Source organism: Exilibacterium tricleocarpae (genome assembly GCF_007004655.1).
GTDB lineage: Bacteria > Pseudomonadota > Gammaproteobacteria > Pseudomonadales > Cellvibrionaceae > Exilibacterium > Exilibacterium tricleocarpae.
Genome location: NZ_ML660087.1, coordinates 291,048 through 308,712, shown reverse-complemented (window position 1 = coordinate 308,712; position 17,665 = coordinate 291,048). Strand labels below are relative to the sequence as shown.

Annotated in this window: 12 protein-coding genes; 9 read left to right on the top strand and 3 right to left on the bottom strand. The window is 57.1% G+C overall.

All coding sequences use genetic code 11. The features are described 5' to 3' along the window. Positions 1–98: 98 nt before the first annotated feature. Positions 99–1,802, bottom strand: a complete 1,704-nt coding sequence (gene xdhA / locus FKG94_RS01205; RefSeq protein ID WP_179957426.1) for a xanthine dehydrogenase small subunit — start codon at positions 1,800–1,802, stop codon at positions 99–101. Positions 1,803–2,113: 311 nt separating this feature from the next. Here xdhA and FKG94_RS01200 point away from each other — a divergent pair, with 311 nt between their 5' ends. The 3 genes from FKG94_RS01200 to FKG94_RS01190 all read left to right on the top strand — a co-directional run bounded on the left by FKG94_RS01200 (position 2,114) and on the right by FKG94_RS01190 (position 5,945). Further along, a complete protein-coding gene (locus tag FKG94_RS01200) occupies positions 2,114–3,436 on the top strand; it encodes an NCS2 family permease (protein ID WP_142902353.1) in 1,323 nt (440 codons plus the stop codon). A 551-nt stretch (positions 3,437–3,987) separates the two neighbouring features. Then, positions 3,988–4,635: a TetR/AcrR family transcriptional regulator gene (locus FKG94_RS01195; protein WP_142902352.1), complete on the top strand. Its 648-nt coding sequence runs from the start codon at positions 3,988–3,990 to the stop codon at positions 4,633–4,635. A gap of 155 nt (positions 4,636–4,790) precedes the next feature. Next, positions 4,791–5,945: a VOC family protein gene (locus FKG94_RS01190; protein WP_142902351.1), complete on the top strand. Its 1,155-nt coding sequence runs from the start codon at positions 4,791–4,793 to the stop codon at positions 5,943–5,945. A 39-nt stretch (positions 5,946–5,984) separates the two neighbouring features. On the opposite strand, the gene FKG94_RS01185 is transcribed toward FKG94_RS01190, so the two are convergent. Beyond that, positions 5,985–6,722 (bottom strand): IclR family transcriptional regulator, encoded by a 738-nt coding sequence (locus tag FKG94_RS01185; RefSeq protein ID WP_142902350.1) that lies wholly within the window; start codon positions 6,720–6,722, stop codon positions 5,985–5,987. Positions 6,723–6,850: 128 nt separating this feature from the next. Between FKG94_RS01185 and FKG94_RS01180 the strand changes: the two genes are divergently transcribed. The 6 genes from FKG94_RS01180 to FKG94_RS01155 all read left to right on the top strand — a co-directional run bounded on the left by FKG94_RS01180 (position 6,851) and on the right by FKG94_RS01155 (position 15,868). After that, a complete protein-coding gene (locus FKG94_RS01180; RefSeq protein WP_142902349.1) occupies positions 6,851–9,013 on the top strand; it encodes a TonB-dependent receptor in 2,163 nt (720 codons plus the stop codon). Positions 9,014–9,066: 53 nt separating this feature from the next. After that, on the top strand, positions 9,067–10,431 hold the full coding sequence (locus FKG94_RS01175) for a spinster family MFS transporter (RefSeq protein ID WP_142902348.1): 1,365 nt from the start codon (positions 9,067–9,069) through the stop codon (positions 10,429–10,431). Beyond that, complete coding sequence (locus tag FKG94_RS01170) at positions 10,428–11,279, top strand: amidohydrolase family protein (protein WP_142902347.1); 852 nt, start codon at positions 10,428–10,430, stop codon at positions 11,277–11,279. Before FKG94_RS01175 ends, FKG94_RS01170 begins: the two co-directional genes overlap by 4 nt. 61 nt (positions 11,280–11,340) lie before the next feature. Continuing rightward, a complete protein-coding gene (locus FKG94_RS01165; protein WP_142902346.1) occupies positions 11,341–12,846 on the top strand; it encodes a class I adenylate-forming enzyme family protein in 1,506 nt (501 codons plus the stop codon). A gap of 16 nt (positions 12,847–12,862) precedes the next feature. After that, positions 12,863–14,446 carry an FAD-binding oxidoreductase gene (locus FKG94_RS01160; protein ID WP_142902345.1) on the top strand — a complete coding sequence of 528 codons (1,584 nt, stop codon included), beginning with the start codon at positions 12,863–12,865 and terminating at the stop codon, positions 14,444–14,446. A 3-nt stretch (positions 14,447–14,449) separates the two neighbouring features. After that, positions 14,450–15,868: an alpha/beta fold hydrolase gene (locus tag FKG94_RS01155; RefSeq protein WP_142902344.1), complete on the top strand. Its 1,419-nt coding sequence runs from the start codon at positions 14,450–14,452 to the stop codon at positions 15,866–15,868. 75 nt (positions 15,869–15,943) lie between these two features. Here FKG94_RS01155 and FKG94_RS01150 read toward each other — a convergent pair whose 3' ends face one another. Beyond that, positions 15,944–17,563 (bottom strand): amidohydrolase family protein, encoded by a 1,620-nt coding sequence (locus FKG94_RS01150; RefSeq protein ID WP_142902343.1) that lies wholly within the window; start codon positions 17,561–17,563, stop codon positions 15,944–15,946. Positions 17,564–17,665: the final 102 nt, after the last annotated feature.

Here is a 17,665-nt window from a genome sequence, read left to right as displayed (position 1 = left end):
TACTCTCTCTACCGGCTATCTACCGGCTCAACCCCGTGCCGACCTGGCCCCGTGAGGGACGCTCAGGTGTAACCCCGGCGCCGCTTTTTGAACCCTGCCTAAGACGGCCAGGACTGAGTGGCTGAGCGCGCGGGGCTTTGGTACTGTCTGTCGTCCAGTCTATCGATTGCCACCCCCGGTGCCCGACACGCCAAAAACGCTTTGTGCAACAGGCGCCCGGCAACCCGCAACCGGTATTGGCTGCTGGCCCGCACGTCGGACAGTGGCGAAAAATCCCCAGCCAGGGCCGCTGCCGCCTGTTCTATAGCGGCTGCTTCCAGCGGCTGCCCCAGCAGCACCGCTTCCGCCCCCGCCGCCCGCTTCGGTATCGCCGCCATACCGCCATAGGCTAAACACACCTCGGTAATCACACCCTGCTGCAGGCGCCAGCGCAGGGCCAGCATCACCGCGGAGATATCGTCTTCAAAACGCTTGCTGACTTTATAGCACTTAAAGAAATCCCCCGCCGCCGGTCTCGGGATAATGATGCGGCGAATATATTCGCCGGGCTGCAACAGCGTTTTTTTATAGTCCAGATAAAAATCCGCCACCGCCACACGGCGTCTGGCGGTGACGGTGGACAATTCCAGTTCCGCATCCAACGCCAGCAACAATGGCGGCATATCACCGATAGGCGAGGCATTGGCAAGATTGCCCCCGAGCGTGCCGCGATTGCGAATCTGGCGCGAGCCAAAGCGGTGCAGCAACGCCACGACTTCCGGTAGCGGCTCGCGCAGGACTGCACAGACATCGGTATAACTGAGAGCACCGCCCAGGCTTATGACATTGTCGGTCACACTGTGGGTCTTCAGTTCGGCCACATCCGCCAAGCCGATTAACTGCGGTAGACGCCGGTACGACTGGGTAACCTCTAATAGCAGGTCGGTACCGCCGGCAATAAAGCGAGCGGCGGGCATGGCCTCGATACAGTGTTTCAATTCCCGCTCGCTGCGCGGGTAGACACAGCGGCCGAGCGGCGATACCAGGGCGGGGGCCTGCCGGTCGCCGATTTCCGGCCAGTGCGACTGCGCTTTTACAAAGGCGTTGTCGGGACCTGCTCCGTTGGCAGTCTTGTGGAGAACACTGCTGACAGCCGTGTCGAGAACACTGCCGGGCGTTTTTTCGAAACCGCTGTCGGGAGCCAAGTCGGGAACGCTGCTGGACGTGTTGCTAAAATCGCTACCGGGCGGTTTGCCGGGAACATTGGGTGAGGTGTTGTCGAGACTGTCGTCTACACCGGTGCCGATACCGAGGCCATTGCCGGCCCCAGCATAAGTCCGACTTTTCAGGCCGGCATCGATAATCGGCCGGTAACCGGTACAGCGACAGAGATTGCCCGACAGTGCTTCCAACACATTGTCTACATTGTTATCGGCTGCAGACTCATGCAGCGCAGCCAGCGACATCACGATACCGGGTGTGCAAAATCCGCATTGCGAGGCGTGGTTGTCGACCATAGCGCGCTGTACCGGATGCAGCGCGTCGTCGGGTCCGGCCAGCCCCTCGACGGTGACCAGGTGCTTGCCGTGCAGGGAACCCACCAGCGCTATACAGGCATTGACCGCCCGGTAATCGATGCCGCGATCAGCCGCAGGCGCCAGCCGCTCACCCACCAGCACCGTGCAAGCCCCACAGTCCCCCGAGGCGCAGCCCTCTTTGGTGCCCATACTCCCTTTTTTGGTGCGTAAGTAGCGCAAAATGGTCAAATCCGGGTCCAGATTCGACTCGGTTACCGGCTCCCCATTGAATAGGAATTCGATCACGGCACCACCCTGAAAAATTCAACTGTAGCTATAGTTATCAGCGCATCGGCGGCGCCAAAGGCCCATGCCGATAGCGCCAGCACCCACCGCATCCCGCGCGCCAGCCCGCTGCCGACATCAATGATGCAATTATCTGACCATTTAGACAAGTTTTTAAATCTATGAGAACGCCACCCTTTAATACCAGCAGGTATAAAAGGTACACTTCTTGCCTGAATAGACAATTTTTAATAAAACAGTCGACTAAACAGCACGTCTGTCAACAATAACAAGCGCCCCGGCCGGGCGTACAATCGAGCAGAGCGATTCCCATGCTGGAAAAATTTTTCAAGCTGCAGGCACATGCCACCACCCTGCGCACGGAAATTGTGGCGGGCCTGACCACCTTCGCCGCCATGTCCTATGTATTGGTGGTCAATCCAAGCATTCTTTCGGCCAGCGGCATGCCGGTGGAGGGCCTGATTACGGTGACGGCCCTGGCCGCCTGCGCCGGCACGCTGATGATGGCATTAATGACCAACTATCCCATCGCCCTGGCGCCGGGTATGGGGCTCAATGCCTTTTTTGCGTTTACCATCTGCCTGAGCCGGGAGATTCCCTGGGAGGCGGCGCTCGGCATCGTGTTCTGGAACGGCATTCTGTTTCTACTGATGTCGGTGACCGGTATCCGCACCAAGGTGGCCAACGCCATACCACCGGCGCTTAAAATCGGCGTGCAGTGCGGTATCGGCCTGTTTATCGCCTTTATCGGCCTCAATAACGCCGGCCTGATTGTCGATCACCCGGTCACCTTCGTAACCATCGGCGATCTCTCCAAGCCCCCCACCCTGCTGGCGTTGTTCGGTCTTATCCTGACCATCGTGCTGGTGCTAAAACGGGTGAACGGCGCTATCCTGTTGTCGATTATTTTATTGACGCTGATCGGCGCGTTTATTCCGGTCGAGGGCGGCGGCTACCTGACCAAACACCCGCAAGCCCTGGTGGGCCTGCCCGACGGTATCGGCAATACCTGGCTGGCGATGGATTTGATGTACCCCATCACTCACCTGGCCCAGACCTGGGACCTGCTCTTTGCACTGGTGTTCGTCAATATGTTTGACACCATCGGCACCCTGCTCGGTGTGTCGCGCCGCGCGCAGTTGCTCGATGCCCAGGGCAAACTGCCGAAAATCGGCGCCGCGCTGACCGCCGATGCCAGCGCCAGTGTGGTGGGAGCGGCACTCGGCACCTCGCCGGTTACCTCCTATGTGGAATCCGCGGCAGGGGTCAGTACCGGCGGCAGAACCGGTCTCACCTCTGTGGTGGTGGCCATTTGTTTTCTGCTGGCCCTGTTTCTGACGCCGTTGATGAAAGCCATTCCGTTAATGGCCACCACGCCCGCCTTGATTATGGTCGGCATTATGATGATGGACTCCCTGCGCCAGATCGACTTCGATGACCTGGCGGCACTGGCCACCGCCGTGGTGGCGCTGCTGGCCATGCCCCTGACGTTCAGTATCAGCGAGGGCATCGCGCTGGGATTTATTGTTTACGTGGGTATAATGCTGGGCACCGGTAAGTATAAGGAGGTAACGCCGATTACTTACTTTCTGGCGGCGATCTTTGTATTGCGGTATGTATTCGATTTGAAGTGAATCCTGGCGAAAAAATACCAACGCGGGTAATGACGCTCGCTTCAGGCGCCTACTCCTGGTGCTTAAGAAGATTTGGGCCAATTTCTCGATCTCAACCCTGGTCCTATCGGTCTTGATTAAGAATACTGCGGGTAGGCCTGCCTCTGGCTGGGGCTTTCAGAAACTCTCGACAGCAGGGATGCTGTCGTGACCAAGAGTAGGCGCTTTAGGCGAGTCCCCAGGGATGGGTTCACGACGTGTTTCTGAAAGCCCCAGCCAGAGGCAGGCCGGTCAATTAGTACATCTTCGCTTAAGCACCAGGCGCCTGAAGCGAGAGCCATTCCCAACGCGGGTTTATCGATGTTTATGGACAAACCAGATGTTTATGAACAAGTAAAAAGGACAGACACATTGAGGCGGACCGAATCGACTGCCACTGATATCTCAGCCCGCTAAAGCAGGCACTCACCGCAAGCGTTTAGTTTTCACTGGCCAAATACGGCGCGACAGCGTACATTTCAATACCGGAGGCAAAAGCACGAGATTTCTGCACCCATGAGCGAACTCCAGCAGTGACAGAACCCAGCAAAAAATACCGGACCGGGAAAATTCGCGAGCGCAATGTCGAGCAGATTCTCGCCGCCGCTGAACACGAATTCGTGCTGCACGGTTTTAAAGGAGCCAGCATCCAGGCCATTGCCGACCGCGCCGGGCTGCCTAAAGCCAATATTCACTATTACTTCCAAAACAAGCTCACACTTTATAACGCGGTATTGGAAAACATTATCGATCTGTGGAATTCCCTGCTCGATGAGATGAGCGAGGACGATGACCCGGCTCTGGTGCTGGAAGCCCTTATCCGCAAAAAAGTCGAGCTCTCCTATACCCATCCGCGCGCCTCCAAAATCTTCGCCATGGAAATCATTCAAGGCGCACCGCGCCTGAAAGACTATATTCGTAGCGATCTGCGCCAGTGGCTGCGCGAACGCACCCGCGTGATCGACAGTTGGATGGCGCAAGGTAAAATGAACCGCGTCGACCCCACCCACCTGATCTTCCTGATCTGGTCTTCCACCCAGCACTACGCCGACTTCGATGCCCAGGTCTTGACGCTGTTGAATCAGGCCGAGTACGAGGCAGAGGATATCGAACATATCAGCCGCACGCTGAGCAACATTATCCTGAAAGGCTGCGGGCTCAAACCGGCGGTCTCCGACTAGGCCGGCACTTGCCTTGTAACGGGCCACCCCAGGCGCCCTGCGCCGGGATTATCGAGGACAACCAACAGCCTCTATTGAACAATTCGTCAATAATGTTAGTATTCTCACCCGTAACACACCTCACCTGACCCGGTTAGCGCTCGATAGAGAGCAGTTTGAAAGGTAAAAAGTCCAGCCGTGAATTTATTGAGCCCAGCTTCATTAAACCCAATCCCACCTCGCCCAAGGAGCCTGCCATGCCACTGAACAGGCTATTGAGAACACTGGGGCTGTCCGCCCTGGTGACCCTGGGTGCGGATGCCCTGGAGGTCGATCCCAAGGCGAGCATCAGAGATGCTTCCACCAGCGTCCTTGGAATCAATCATATCGGCCTGTCGGTGCGGGACCTGGACAAGACACTGGCATTTTATCAGCAGGCCACCGGATTCGAGTTGGTTAAACGGGAACGCATCAGCGGCAACCGGGCGGCGGATAAGCTCTACGGCAGGGACAATATCGCCTACGAGATAGCGGTATTGAAAGCGCCGAATATGTTGCTTGAGTTAACGGCGTTCAAACACAACGCCGGGACGACCCTGTCGACCATGCCGGTGCAGGGCCCCGGTATGACCCACACCTGCTTTCAGTCGCCGGCAGCGGAATCCGGCTACGAGAAGTTCGTCAAAGCGGGCGCCCGCTTGTTGAGCCGCGGCGATCGGCCCGTTGATATCGGTGGCTACGGCGTCACTTACGCCTACGCTTACGATCCCGAAGGAAATATGATCGAAGTTGAGCAGTTGGAAGAAAAGGCACTGGCGCAATCGGGCTACGATTCCACCTGGGTAGTGCAAAATCATCCCATGTGGATGTCCCAGGTTGGACTGGCCACCCACGATATTGAAAGGCTGATGGCCTTTTACCAAAAAGTGCTCGGCTTTGCGCCCTATCGCGCCGGCGACTACGATGCCAACCCCAAGCTGGATCAAATTACCGCGATCGACCAGGTGGCGTTGCGGGGAGGTTGGTTTCGCATGAATGACACATCCAAAGTGATGGAGTTCTGGCAGTACAAAAAACCCGCTACGCCGGCACTTAAAGGCCGAAGAGACATCACCGACCTGGGTTATTCTTTCTCTATTGAAGTGGGAAATATCCAGGAAGAATACCGGCGCTTAAAAAAACTGGGCGTGGCTTTCACCGGCGAGCCGGTTTACCTGGACGATTTCTGGCAGGTTTATGCGCAGGACCCTGACGGCAATGTGTTTGCCCTGCGCCAGGCAGTGGACCCGCAATCTGTTTATTCGGTGAATCACTTCGACCGCCGCCGCTGAGGTGGATCAGGCGCATCCTCGCCGCAGGAGTCTGCCATATCAGTTGATACGCGTGGCAATCTCCGTCACATGAGCGCACAGGATAGCGCCCAACTGCTGTTCTTTTTTAGCGATACGCTCCGAAGGACCGCCGACACTGATCACCAGCTCGCGCCCCGAAAACGTAACAGGCAGAGCCGCCGCAAGTGCGCCAACCCCTTCCAGCACAGCACCATAGGACACGGCGAAGCCGCGCTCCTGAATCAGCTTGGTCTCTGCGCGTATCTCATTCAGGCTGCGCTTGGGCGATTGCCGGGCGCGAAAGTATAAACGTTTCAATTCACCGCCGGCCAGCGAGGCCAGCATCGCGCACCCCACTGCAGTGGACCAGATCGGAATGCGCGAACCACAGGCCATGCGCAGGGCGATCGCCTGCGTACTGGTCGCCACCCTGATCACCTCCATTTCCATATCGGAACGCATACTTAATACCACTGTCTCACCGGTCCGGTTTTTTAGTCGCTCCAGAGACTCGCCAATGCAGTGATCCTGCAGGATCGAAGGCAAAATCCAAGCGGTCAGTTCTTCCAGGCGCACACTGGGAAAATAAGCGTTGCTCTTGCGGTGTAACGTCAGGTAATCGAGATTGATCAGGCTCTTGAGCAGTAGATTTAAACTGGATCTGGGACAGTCCACCAATTGCTGAATCGTCGAAGCGGTGAGCGGGCGGCGCTCCCGTTGAAATAACTCAAGGATCTGAAAAAGCCTTTTTATAGAGATATTCGCATCATCTTTCATCGCATGATTTTCAATTATATGGTTAGACCTTACCAATATCTGGCATTTTGTTGACTTTTGCAAGTGTCGATCACTATCGTTAAAGAAGTGAGACAAATGAAAAAAATGTGCAGCGAGAGGGTAGTGCCATGGGTAGCCGGGGGAACAATAAAAAAGCGGGACTCAAACTCACCATCGCAATAGTGGCCGTCACCAATGGCGCAAACCTGCCAGCCGCCATTGCAGCGAACGCCGAGCGCAGTGCGGTACTCGAAGAAATCACCGTCACTGCACAGAGGCGCGAACAGAGCCTGCAAAGTGTGCCTATCGCCGTTACCGCGTTATCGGCAGACAACATCGAGCGCCGCCAGATTGTCGACGCCAAGCAGGTTGTCTTCAATGTCCCCAACCTGACCGGCAACAGTAACGTCGGCCAGCAGACAGCAACCACTTTCTTTTTGCGTGGCGTGGGTACCACCGAGTCGCTGGCGACGGTGGACACCACTGTCGCGGTCTATGTCGATGACGTTTACGTGGCACGTCAGGGTGTCAATAATTTCAATCTGTTCGATATAGAGCGCATCGAAGTTCTGCGCGGCCCCCAAGGCACGCTTTACGGGCGCAACGCCACCGGCGGCGCCGTCAAAATTATCAACAAGCAGCCGTCGGCGGAGACTGAGTTAAACCTCGACGCCGCCTACCGAAACTTCGATCGCTACCGCATCAAAGTAGCCGGCAACACGGCATTGCTCGAGGATCGTCTGTTCTTCAGGGGCGCAGTCCTGACCGAGCAGGGAGACGGCTATACCAAAAACGTCACGCTCAATAAAGAAGTCAACGACCTGGACTATCAGGGTGCCCGCGGTGCCCTGCGCTATGTCTTTTCCGATGCCGCAGATATTACCTTTAGTGCAGACTGGAGCCGCGACAGGCAAAACGGCCTGTACGGATCGGATATCGGCAACGTCAGCCGCCCGTCGACCGACGATCTGTTCAGAGTACTCAGCGGCGAAGATATCGACAATACGGCCGAAACCTACGGCGCCAGTATCAGCTTCGACTGGAGCATTAACAACACCTGGAACTTCGCAGCGATAACGGGCTCGCGGAAAACCAGCCAGAAATACAATCTCGATATATCTGATCAGCCGGTGCCTATTTTTCAGTTGAGCACGGATACGGAGTCCACCCAATATTCCCAGGAGTTCAAGTTCTCCGGACAAGTCAACGAGCGCACCAATATAACGGCGGGCACCTACTTTTTTTACGAGCAGAGCGATGTATTTTTACAGGACGACTTCGCACCGCCGCGCGACGGACCGCGACAGCCGGTACTGATATCCGACCGTTTCTACGACGTTACCACCGAGAGCTACGCGCTTTACGCACAGGTGGATTACGGGCTTACCGGCAATCTGACAGCAATCATCGGCGGGCGCTACACCGTTGATGAGAAATCGATTGAAACCAACCAGATCATCAACGGGGCCCAGGGCTTCAACGACGCCACACTGGAGGAACAGGGCGTCGATCTCAACCCCGATTTCGATGAATTTACGCCGAAGCTGGGACTGGACTATGTCTTCAACGATAACCTCAATGCCTACGTGTCCTACACCCGCGGTTTTCGCAGCGGTGGCTGGCAGGCGCGGGTCAATAATGCCGCCCAATTTCTGAACTTCCCGGCGGAGATTGTCGATTCCCTCGAGGCCGGCACCAAGGCGACCCTGTTCGGCGGCAAAATGGTATGGAATCTGGCCGCCTTCATGACCGATTACTCCGACCTGTTCAATTCGGTTCCCGGCGCGGACAACACGTTTCTGGTTGCCACCGCCGATGCCGAAATTATCGGCCTGGAGAGCGAACTGACCTATCGCGCCACCGCCTGGCTGGACGTTTTTGCCAACCTGGGCATTCTGGAAACACAGTACGAGGACCTGACTCCCGCCGTGGACGCACAACTGGGCGAAGAGTTACAACGTGCCCCGGCACTACAAGCTAAAGTGGGCTTTTCCGTCGACTACCCACTGCGCGGTGGCGACCTGTTGATCAATGCCGATGCCTTCTATACAGACGACTACTACACCAACCCGCAAAACGGACCCTTCGCCGAAACCGGCGGTTTTGCCCTGATCAACGCCTCGCTCGGCTACCGCTTCGGCGGCGGCAAATACACCGTATCAGTTAACTGCCGCAACTGCTTTGACAAGGAGTACTTCGACAGTATCCTGAGTTTTCCGGCGTCAGGTTTTGTCATGGTTTACCCCGGCGCACCGCGTTTTTACGAATTGGCTCTGAGTGCCCGACTCTAGCCCGGCTTGGGCCGATCCGCACACGCCGGTCGGCTTTTTTTTGAGGGTCCGACTTGAAGTATTCCAACACTGAGACGACAGCATCTGAGGATGCCGGCACCCAAACGGCTTCCCCCGCATCCTGGTATGCCTTAAGCGTCCTGTTTATCGCCTATACTTTTTCCTTTATCGATCGCACCATAGTGTCGCTGTTGGTCGAGCCGCTCAAAGCCGACCTGAATTTGAGCGATACTGAAGTCAGCCTGCTGCACGGGTTTGCTTTCGCGATCTTTTACACGCTGCTCGGCATACCCATTGCCCGACTGGCCGACAACTACTCCAGAAAACGGATTATCGCCATCGGTGTGGCCGCCTGGTCTCTGGCCACCTGCCTGTGCGGACTGGCTGGACGCTTCTGGCATTTGTTTCTCGCGCGAGTGGGAGTCGGGGTGGGCGAGGCAGCCCTGTCACCGGCAGCATACTCAATGATCTGCGATCTGTTTCCAAGGCAGATGCTGGGACGGGCACTGGGCATCTACAGCATGGGCGTCTATATCGGCGCCGGCCTGGCTTTTTTGATTGGCGGTTACCTGATCGGTATCGCCTTTACGGCAGACACCGTGCAACTGCCTTTGGTCGGCAGTCTAAAACCCTGGCAACTGGTATTTATCGTGGTGGGTGCGCCCGGATTGCTGGTTGCCGTCCTGGTCATGACGTTGCGCGAACCGAAACGACTGGGCGGTGGTCCAGCTGCCGGACTCCCCCTGGCCGCCGTGTTTTCGTTGGTCAAACGCGAACGCGGTACCTTCCTGAATCATTTTATGGGTTTTGCGGCCCTGGGCCTCCTCTTCAACGCCTTTCTCGCCTGGGCACCAAGCCTGCTGATACGCCAGATGGGCTACACCACCGCCGAAGCGGGGCTGCAGATCGGCATTGCGATAATGGTTTTCGGCAGCCTCGGCATTGTTGCCGGTGGCTGGCACACTGACCGGCTGACACGCAGGCAGGTGCCCGATGCCCCCATCCGCACGGGTCTGCTGGCGGGATGCTGGCTGTTGCCGGTCGGGATCGCCATGCCGCTGGTGGCGACCCCAGGGCTCAAGGCAATATTGCTGGCGCTGTTTTTCTTCTGGTCCGCCTTTCCCTACGCCGCCGCCGCTGCGGCAATGCAAATGGCGGCGCCGCCGCAGTTGCGGGCCCAGGCCTCGGCGCTGTATCTATTTTGCCTGAATTTTATCGGTATCGGCATGGGCGCCACACTCGTCGCCCTGCTCACCGACGGTGTATTCGGCGATGAGTCCGCACTGCCCTATTCCATGGCCATAACCTGTTTAATCAGCGCGCCGCTCGGCATTTACTTTTTGTTTGCCTGCAAGACACCCTTCCGCGCCAGCCTCGCAGCACGGCAGCGAGAAATGCCTAAAGGAGCCCTTTTATGAATAACGCCATCGACATTGTGGTCAATCTGTTTTCACCTCAGGAGGTGCAAAACGGCCAGACCGGCTTTGACGGAGAATTTATGGAACAGGTGCGTATGCCACCGGCCATGCGCAAGGGCGTTACCATGGAGCAATACCTGCATATCATGGACGCGGCAGGTATTGAACGGTCGCTGTTGATCGCCGTCAGGGCCGGCGATCGCGCGATGCGGGGCTCGTTCGAAATTCCTTATCAGCAGGTTGCACAGTGGTGCCGGCAACACCCCGACCGTTTTTCCGGCCTCGCGGGCATCGACCCCTATCGCGGCATCGACGGCCTCAGGGAGCTGGACCACGCCGTTCGGGAACTGGGGTTTGTCGGCGCTCACCTGTATCCCCACTGGTTTAAACTGGCGCCCGACCAGGCGCTCTACTACCCCTACTACGCCCGCTGTTGCGAACTGGATATTCCCCTGATGATGCAGGTCGGTCAAAACCTGATTTACCAGCGGGACGTCCGGCTACCGTCTGTCGCCAGGCCCATATTGCTGGACCAGGTTGCGATTGACTTCCCGACGCTGAAGTTAATCGGCATTCATATCGGTGTGCCCTGGACAGATGAAATGATCGCCATGGCCTGGAAGCATAAAAACGTCTATGTCGGTATCGATGCCTACGCGCCCAAACACCTGCCGCCAAACCTGGTTCACTATATGAACAGCTACGGTCAGTCCAAAGTCCTGTTCGGCACCGACTGGCCGGTGATTCATCCACAGCGAGCGGTGCAGGAGATGCGCGCGCACCGCCTCAAACCCGAGGCCTACGAGCGGGTAATGCGCGTTAACGCACAACAGGTTTTTAACCTTTAACCTTTAACCATGGCTACGTCGAGCAGCTAGTGAATTTGATCGATGAAAGGGAGACTTTGACATGATGCCGTTGACCCTCACCAGTGGTCTGCGCACTGCCGCCATGCGAACACCGGATAAGATAGCACTGACAGACTCCGAGCGCCGGCTCAGCTACCGGCAACTGATCAACCGGGTGAACCGGGTCGTGCACCTGGTGCGCGACATGGCAATAAAGCCGGGCAACCGGGCCGCAATTTTAGCGCCCAACTGCCTGGAATACATCGAGATTGTCGCCGGCCTCGGCGACGCCGGTATCGCGGTGGCGACCGTCAACTATCGGCTCAATCGCCGGGAAATAAGCCAGATACTCAATGACTGCCAGGCCCGGGTTTTGTTTATACATCCGGATTGCACAACACTGTTGGATCGGGAAGCCTGCCCTTCTCTACGGGAGGTAGTAGTGATCGACGCCGATTACCAGGCGACGATCAATCGACAGGCTAGTGAGCCGGCACAGCTCGCGCGCGATGAACTCGACACCTTCTCAATCCCCTACACATCCGGCACCACCGGCACACCGAAGGGAGTCATGCTCCCGCACCGCGCCCGGGCCCTCACCTTTTTTGCCATGGCGGTGGAATACGGCTGCTTTAACAGCACCTGCCACTTTCTGGCGATCGCCCCCTTGTGCCACGGAGCCGGTTTCGCCTTCGCCTTTGCACCGCTGTTTTTCGGCGGTAGTGTCGAGATCATGCAGCGCTTCGATGCACAGCAGGTGCTGGAGGTTCTCAAACGCCGGGTCCACGACGGGATTTTCCTGGTGCCGACTCACTTCGAAGCAATCTTTTCACTGCCGCAGGCAACCCTCGGACGTCTTCGCGGACATGCGCTCACAGCTATTATTTCCAACGCCTCAGCCTTGCCCCAGTCGCTGAAGGAGAAGATTATTGCCTACTTCGGTGACGGGCTGCTGCATGAAACTTATGGCTCCACCGAGGGCGGTATCGTCACCAACCTGCGCCCCGACAAACAACTGGCAAAAATCAACTGTGTGGGTCTGCCTTTTCAGGGCACAGAAGTGGAACTGCGCAACGACGCCGGCGAGCCCGTAAAAGCCGGTGAACCCGGCGAACTGTTTTCACGCAACCTCACCGGTTTCAGTGGCTATTGGCAGCGCCCCGGAGAAACGCAGGACACTCTCGATGCGCACGGCTGGATTACCGTGGGCGATGTCGCCGTGCGGGATGACGAGGGCTATATCTATATCATCGACCGCAAGAAAGACATGATCATCTCCGGCGGCATCAATATTTACCCCAGGCAGATCGAGGCGACGATTGAATCCATCGAATGGGTGAAGGAAGCAGCCGTGGTGGGAGTGAGCGACGCCAAGTGGGGCGAGGCAATCAAGGCCTTTGTCGTACGACACCCTACGGCTGCATCACATAAAGAACAGGAGATCACCGACTACTGCGGCAATCACTTGGCCGGGTTCAAAGTACCGCGCACCGTAGAGTTTATCGACACCCTGCCACGCAATGCCACCGGTAAACTGTTGCGGCGCGAATTGAGAAAGCGCAGTTGAGGAACTGACAGGGACTATGCCGGAGGCCACAAAGCAACAGCTGCAAACACTACAGCAAGCCTTGCAGGAAGTCGGGTTACACAGGCGGATAAATACCGACCCGGCACTATTGGCTCTGTATGACCACGATGTGTTTTTCCAGGCGGCGCACAGGCCGCTGGCGGTATTGCAACCGCGACGTTGTGACGAGATAGGTCCACTGGTAACCTGCGCCGGGGGCAGTGAGTTGAGTATCGAGGTGCGCGCCGGCGGCCTGTCCTACAGCGGCGGTTACCTGCCTCAAAATGCCACTTCGGTGATACTCGACGTCTCGCTCCTGAACGGCATCGACTACGCGCACCAGACCACGGATATCGTTGTCGTCGAGGCCGGGGCAACCTGGCAGCAACTGGATGACTTTCTGCACGGCAGCGGTATGCGCCCCGCCCTGAGCGCGCCTTTTTCAGGTTCGGTATCGACCATCGGCGGCGCGATACGGCAGGGATTGCCCGCAGATATGCATGCGGTTCTGGCATTGGAGATCATAGCCGCCGACGGCACCGTGTTTCACACCGGTTCCCTGGCGACAGACGCCCTGTCCTGTAGCGCCTGGCGTGGCCAGGGTCCCGATCTGACCGGCTTGTTTATCGGCGACTGCGGAGCGCTGGGCATACTGGGCCGGGCGTGGATCAAACTCGAACCGCAGCCGCTGCACCGGCGATTTTTTGCCTGCGCAGTAAACGCGCCCGATGAGTATCTGTCGCTACTGGAGGCACTGGCTCCGCTACCGGGAAACTACCGGGCCTATTGTTTTGATCCCGGACGCAGCAAGAACCTGCAGACTCAGGGCTTCTGGCAGCAACTGCGCACCGGCGCCAGGGTATTGCTTGGCAAATCGAACCCGCTGCAAACTGTCCAAAGTGCCGGGCAGATGTTTCGCACCCTGCTGCAGTGGCGCGATACAGCACTGTCGGGCACCTGGGGTGTACATGTGATCTGCGAAAGCCATTGCCGGCAAGAGGCCAATGCCCTGGAGAGACGCGCCGCCGACACTGCTGCCAGCCGCGGTTTTCGCCGGCTCACCACCAGCGTCGCAGAGGTCTTGAACACCCGGCCTTATTCGGTTCGCGGCATGCTGGGTCGGCGCTACGAGCGCTGGTTGCCCGCACACGGCATATTTCCCCTGGCGGCACGCCGGAAGCTGGGCGCCACACTGCTAAAAGCGCTGGACGATATCCGTCGCCGCCTGGGGCCTGAGCGTGTCGAGTGTCATATGCTGCTGATAAACGCCGGTCGCCATCATGTGCTTATCGAGCCTATGTTCCTTTGGGACGGCGAGCTGTACCCGCTGCATCTCAAACACTGCCCGCAGGCCGAACAAAAGTCCCCACCGGCAAACCATCCCGTATCGGACACTGAGATATGGGAAGCCAGAAAAGATCTGGTGGCATTGATGGACAGTCTCGGCGCCCAGCACGTACAACTGGGACGCAGCTATGAGTATCTGAGCAGGTTGAACCCCGTCACCCGCCGCTTAATCCGGCAGCTCAAACGCGGGGTCGACCCGGGCAACACACTGGCGCCCGGTATATTGGGCCTCACCACCAAAGAGGACGCTTAGGCCATGGCGCAAACTCAGCCAACACGGGCATTTATCCCCTTCACCTGCGGCCACCTGCACATACGCTACGCAGGCAGCGGACCGCCGTTGATACTGCTACACGAATGCCCGCGCTCTTCATTGTCGGTACTGCCGCTGCTGGAGCAGCTTTCATCACACTATTGCTGCATCGCGCTGGATACCCCCGGCTACGGTGACTCAGACCCGATTGTCGCGTCTCCCGGGACAGCGACAATTGAGGATTTTGTCGGTGCCTTGAGGCAACTATTGGACCGCCTGCAACTGGAGCAGGTTTATTTATACGGTATTCACACCGGCGCCGCCATAGCCGCGGAGTTTGGCCGCCACCACCCCGCGCGAGTCAAACACCTGTTCCTCGATGCTCCGCCGGCTTTTACCGCACCGGAACAGCAGTCAATGTTGACCCACTACCTGACACCCATAGTGCCGGAGCGCGACGGTTCCCATCTCAACGCGGTATGGACCCGGGTGTTGGATCAGCAAACTTATTTTCCGTTTTATGACCGCCGGCCCCAAACACGGCTTACCGCTGTCAGGCGCGATCTGGAATTCGTACACCGAACGGCAATGGGTTTCCTGGCGGCAGGAGACGACTATCCCACCGCTTACCGCGCCGCTATTCTCTACCCGATGGCCGGCGTGCTGAGTGAACTTGCAGATATACCGTTTACCTTATTCGGCCGGCACGATGACCTGTTGGTTGCTCACATGCAGCGACTGCCGGTGGCAGGCACCGTATTGCAGGGATTGCAGGATATCGCCAGGCTAATGCGGCAGCCGTTGGCCAACAACCGATTGGCTACTGTCACGGCTGCCGAGCTGACCTCGCGCCAATGCGCCCGGCGCCGCTATCTCAAACTCTCGACAACGTCGGTTTACATCGAAATGCCCGCACAGTTTAACGGCCGGATGACACTGCGCTCACCGTTTATAAACCGGGGCGCAGCGAGTGACGCAGCCACAGCCAGCGCCGCTATCGATCTGCCCGGTTTCGGGTTATCGGATCTCAATCTCGCCATGCCGACTGACACCGAGACCTGCCAACAGTTATTCCTGAACACCGCGACTGCAGCCGCGAAAGCCCTCGGCGCCAATCTGGCACCGGTATCGCCGGGAACTGACTGGCTGCGACTTTTGTTATCGCAGCTCGGGATCTTACCGGACGACTGGAACATTGACGGGAGTATAAATTCCCGGCACACGAGCCGACTGCCGCTACCGAATTTACGCTTGGACTGGAGCGGTGCACATCTTCTGGCCGCCTGGACCGCCGCCCGGGATATCGCCGAAAGCCTGTCAACGGATACGGATGACGCCCCCACGACACTACGGACCACCGGGCAAATCTTTCAGTACCTCATTCGGTCACGCGAAACGGTTACCAACTTCTGCAAACTTTAGATCACTACTGGCAACGGCGTCGGAGCAGGTCCGGTCGGTTGATCGGACAGTCGAGGATAAATCGATTCGGCGTAACTAACCGATCCTGGCCCTGACACCATCGATATACGTCGCACCGAATATATCCGCTACCCGCGCGAGATAATTGTCAATATCCAGGTATCGCAGGGCATTACCCGAGAAAAAGGCTTCCCGGTGCGGTGCCAACTCCGGTGCGGTAAAAATATTGACGACATCCCTCAGGTAATCGTCGATGTCATTGACCATACTCGGCATATGCCAGTCAGAACCATACATGATTTTCTCGGCAAACGGATAGGGGTGCTCAGCGTCGACACCCCGCTGGTACTCGGCAATCAGCCGCTGTTTAAAAGCGTCGCTGCTGCCGCCGTGGCCGATGATTTCGTGCATATAGGCTATCTCACAGTAAACATTTTTATACTGCCGGCACAGCCTGACCACCCAGCGGGCATAATTGTCTTGGTCGTTCCACTGCTGTTCATCAGTGCCGGAGAGCCACCCCATCACGGTGCGGTTGCCGAGCGTGCGTTTGCCGCCGCCGGCATGTCCGAAGCACAGGATAAGTTCGTCTCTACCGGGCTTTTGCAGCGCCGCCTCCCAGTATTTGGGATGGCTGTTGGGTCCGGTTTTACCGGGCGTCTGTTCAAAACCTTCCGGTGTACAATGGGTAAACACCGGCACGCGGTTAGCGACACAGTAATCAAAAAACACATCGACCGCGTACTCCAGTCCCGGACTGTCCTCGTTATTCGCGGCTCGATAGCCCATCGGCGGGTAAAATTTGAAACCCACCTTGCCATAACGCAAAGCCGTTTCGAGAAGATCGATAATGCCCGGTTCGGAAAGTTGCCGATCGACACAGCGTATCGGGTCAAAGGCGGCAAAACCGAGCAGGCTGCCGTCGGAGTGCTTCTCCAGTGCCGTCATTTTTTCAAGCTGCTTGTTGTAGAAAGGAAAGTGCACATCGCCTTCGAAGGGGTGCGCCATATCCATCATATAGTGCACTAACAGGAATTTGCTCTGGGTGGCTTTATAATAACCCTCCAAGCGGCGCAGCAGCTTCTTTTCGCCTCGCATCATGGTCAGCGCAAAATCCAGGAAATCGCCACCGGCGTCGACAAACCTGATCACCTTCTTCAACATCCGTTTCAACATTTTCCTCAGGCCGCTGAAAAGTCCTTTATCCGTGACACCGGAAAACGGCTTATTGGCGAAACTGATCGACACAAATCCCGCCGGGCCCTGTAAATCGAGAGCCGCGGCTGATTCGGGATCGCCAAACTCCCGATCCAACTCGCACAGCAGTCGATAGAGCTCACAGTCTTCGACGGCCATGGCAGCCTCGAAGTCGTCTTCAACTCCCTGCATTTCCAGGTAGAGTTGGGTCATCACCAGGTCTTCAATAGTGCCCGCCAGCGCCGTCACCTGGTGGTCGTGCTCCTGAGATAAATTCATATTGCTTTTTAGCAGCGAGTCAAATGATACTTCGTCACTCAGGGGTTGCGGGACGTTAATCCGCAGCTTGGACTGTCCCGTTAGCAGCAAAACCAGTTTCGCCAATTTACCGGCCAGGGCTTTCGGTACTTTCTTTGAAACAAATATTTCTTTTAAAGGAACGTACCTGGCATTGAACAGGTGGGTGTGCATATCGATGATAAGAGTGGGCTGTGTCATGTCACTTCCCTATATAGAAGAATTATTATTTTAAGTAATCCGCAGTACATGCTGGTTCTGTAGTTACAGGGCTACTGAACCCGGCGTCCAACAAACTACTGC